Genomic DNA, 3390 nt, shown 5'->3' with positions numbered 1-3390 from the left:
CACCTCCTCACCCGCCACCGCGCGCGAGACGCGCATCGAGCTCGACCCGCGCGTGCCCCTGGTGCGCCTCGTGCGCGAGTTCGACGCACCGCGCGGGGCGGTCTTCCGCGCCCACACCGACCCCGACCTGCTCGTGCGCTGGCTCGGCCCGCGCAGCGTGCGGATGCGCATCGAGCACTTCGACTGCCGCACCGGCGGTTCCTACCGCTACCTGCACACCCGCCCGGGCGAGGACGGCACCGAGGAGCGGTACGCCTTCCACGGCAGCTTCCACGAGGTCCGCCCCGAGGAGCTGATCGTGCAGACGTTCACCTTCGACGCGGAACCGGACGGCGTGGCGCTGGAGCGGCTCGTGCTCGACGACCTCGGCGCCGGGCGCACGCGGCTGACGGTCACCTCGCTGGTGGACTCCTTCGAGGGCCGCGACGCCTTCGCCGCCGGCGGCGTGGAGGTCGGCGTGCGCGAGGGCTACGAACGCCTCGAGGCCCTGCTGGGCGGCTGACGGGCCGGCTGGGCGAGGCCTTCGCCGAGCCGACCGCGGAGGGGCGGGACGCGGGCGGACAGGGCACCGCGGCCGCGGCACTGGCAGAGTCGACGCGGGTGCCGGGCGGCGGGTGCCCAGCGGTGGGTGGCCAGCGGCACCGGGAGGTCAGCGTGCACCTGCAGCAGCAGGACCTGCGCCTCTTCCACGCCCTGCCCACCGCGCACCTGCTGCTGCGGCCGGACCTGACGATCGTGCGGGCCAACCCCGCCTACGCCCGCCTGGTGGGCGTGCCGGCCCCGCAGCTGACCGGCCGGCACCTGCTGCAGGTGCTGGCCGGCGACGCGGCCGAGGTGCCGGTGGGCGGTGCGGGCCCCGCGCCCGACGACGCGCCCGACGACCGGCCCGACGACCGGCCCGACGACGCGCAGGGCGGTGTGGCGCGCCTGCGGCGCTCCCTGCACCGGGCCCTGGCCACCGGCGAGGCGGACGTGCTGCCCGCCGAGCGCTACCCGGTGATCGACCTGCGCACCGGGCTCGTGGGCCACCGCTGGTGGTCCTCCGTCGTCGTGCCCGTGCTGGACGGCAGCGGGCGGGTGGAGCTGCTCATCCAGCGGGTGGAGGACATCACCGCCTACGTCGAGGACCGCGGGGCGCGCCAGCGCCAGCTGCGCGCGGAGGAGCAGTGGCAGGCGCGCGCCCTGAGCGCCGAGACCGAGCTGTTCGCCCGCGCCCGCGAGGCCCAGGCCGCCCGCGAGGGCGAGCGGGCCAGGGCGCGCGAGCTGGCGGCGCTGGCCGAGGCCACCGTGCAGGTCAGCACCGCCGAGGACGTCGAGCAGCTCACCGAGGTGCTCATCACCCGCGCCCTGGGCGCGCTGGGCGCCCAGGGCGGGGCCGTCGCCGTGCGCCAGGGCGATCGGCTGCGCCTGTCGATCACCGCCTCCCTGGGCCAGGAGGTCCAGCTGCGCTACGCGGAGCTGTCGCTGGACGACCCGCTGCCGGCGGCGGTGGTCAGCGCCACCGGCCGGCGGGTGCTGCTGCACGACCGGGCCGAGACCGTGGCGTACGGCGACGGCGCGGCGGAGATCGTCGCCACCACCGGCTGCCAGGCCTGGGCCTGCCTGCCGCTGGGCGCCGGGGGCGCGGTGGTGGGGGCGCTGCTCATCGGCTGGAGGCAGGCGCAGATCTTCAGCCCCGCCTCGCTGGAGGTGCTGGAGGCCTTCGCCGCCCAGTGCGCCCAGGCCCTGGTGCGCATCTGGACCCACCAGTCGCAGCGGGCCGAGGCGGCGCAGACCTCCGAGCTGGCCCTGGCGCTGCAGCGCGCGCTGCTGAGCGAACCGGCCCGCCCCGACGGGCTGGAGGTGCTCACCCGCTACCGCCCCGCCGTCCGCAGCGCCCAGGTCGGCGGCGACTGGTACGACAGCTTCGTCAGCGCCGCCGGGACCACCACGCTGGTCGTCGGCGACGTCGTCGGCCACGACCGCGAGGCGGCCGCGGCCATGGGTCAGGTGCGCAGCATGCTGCGCGCCCTGGCGTACACCACCGCCGAGCCCCCGGCCGCGACTCTGCGCCTGCTGGACCAGACCCTGCACGGCCTGCACCTGGACCTGCTGGCCAGCGTGGTGCTGGTGGGCGTGCACCGCGACGAGGACCCCGGCGACCCGGGCGCCGCGCGGTACCTGCTGCGCTGGTCCAACGCCGGTCACCCCCCGCCGCTGCTGGTCCACCCCGACGGGCGCGCGGAACTGCTGCGCACCGACGCCGAGCTGCTGGTGGGCCTGGAGCCGTCCACCGCCCGCCGGGACCACCGGGTGGCCCTGGACCCGGGGGCGGTGCTGCTGCTGTACACCGACGGGCTGATCGAACGCCGCGGCTGCGACCTCGACGACGGGCTGGACTGGCTGGCGCGCACGGTCAGCGGCATCGCCGGCGGCACGGTCGGCGGCGGCGCCGCGGGCACCCCCCCGCGCGGCGGGGGCGGGCCGCCGAGCCTGGCGCGGTTGTGCGACACCCTGCTGGAGCTGGTCGAGGGGCACGCCGACGACGACGTCGTGCTGCTGGCCCTGCGCGCCTGAGGCGCGCGGGGCCCGGCGCGGTTCAGCCGGCGCGGGTGGCGGTGATGCCCCCGTCCACGGCGATCTCCGCGCCGTGCACGTACCCCGCACGCCCCGACAGCAGCCACGCCACCGCCTCGGCGACCTCCTCGGGGGTCCCCGGTCGCCCGGCGGGGGTGCCGGCGGTCATCGCGGCGACGACGTCGCCGGCGGAGGCGTTGACCGGTGTGCGCGTGGCACCGGGCGAGACGGTGTTGACGCGCACCCCGCGCGGGCCGAACTCCGCCGCCCAGCTGCGCGCCAGCTGGACCTCGGCGGCCTTGGTGGCCGAGTACAGCCCGACGAAGGGGTGCCCGACGTGGGCCATCCAGGAACCGATGACGACGACCGCGCCCTCGCCGCGCTCGGCCATCGCCGGGACCAGTGCGGCGGTCAGCACGTGCGGGGCGCGCACGTTGACCGCCAGCGCGGCCTCCAGCTCGGCGTCGCCCAGGTGCACGGTGTCCACCGCCGGGCACAGGGCGGCGTTGTGCACCAGCGCGTCCAGCCGGCCGCCGGCCGCTGCGGTGACCGCGGCGGCGAACTCGCGCAGTTCCCCAGGCGTCCCGGTCAGGTCGGAGGGGACGAACACGGCCCGCCCTCCCCCGGCACCACGACCGGTGCCGGTGCCGAGGCTGGTGTTGATGCCGGTGACGACGGCGGCGCCGCGGGCCTCGTCGCGGCCGGTGACGACGACGCGCCAGCCCTGCGCGGCCAGGGCGCGGGCGGTGGCCGCGCCGATGCCGCTGGTGGAACCGGTCACCAGGACGGTGCGCGCTCCCGCGGCGGGGGTTCCGGAGGGGTTCGCGGTGGGGG

The 3390-nt window shown here is 77.6% G+C and carries 3 protein-coding genes; 2 read left to right on the top strand and 1 reads right to left on the bottom strand.

Annotated elements, in window-relative coordinates; translation table 11 throughout:
* The coding region (locus GTR00_RS17245; protein WP_205706053.1) for an SRPBCC family protein at positions 1 to 502 on the top strand (502 nt) is incomplete at its 5' end.
* Positions 503 to 654: 152 nt separating this feature from the next.
* Complete coding sequence (locus GTR00_RS17240) at positions 655 to 2556, top strand: SpoIIE family protein phosphatase (RefSeq protein WP_166612815.1); 1902 nt, start codon at positions 655 to 657, stop codon at positions 2554 to 2556.
* 22 nt (positions 2557 to 2578) lie between these two features.
* Here GTR00_RS17240 and GTR00_RS17235 read toward each other — a convergent pair whose 3' ends face one another.
* Positions 2579 to 3340 (bottom strand): SDR family NAD(P)-dependent oxidoreductase, encoded by a 762-nt coding sequence (locus GTR00_RS17235; protein WP_166612816.1) that lies wholly within the window; start codon positions 3338 to 3340, stop codon positions 2579 to 2581.
* Positions 3341 to 3390: the final 50 nt, after the last annotated feature.

Origin of the sequence: Kineococcus indalonis (assembly GCF_009906395.1) — a bacterium.
GTDB lineage: Bacteria > Actinomycetota > Actinomycetes > Actinomycetales > Kineococcaceae > Kineococcus > Kineococcus indalonis.
This window is presented reverse-complemented; position numbering and strand designations above follow the sequence as displayed.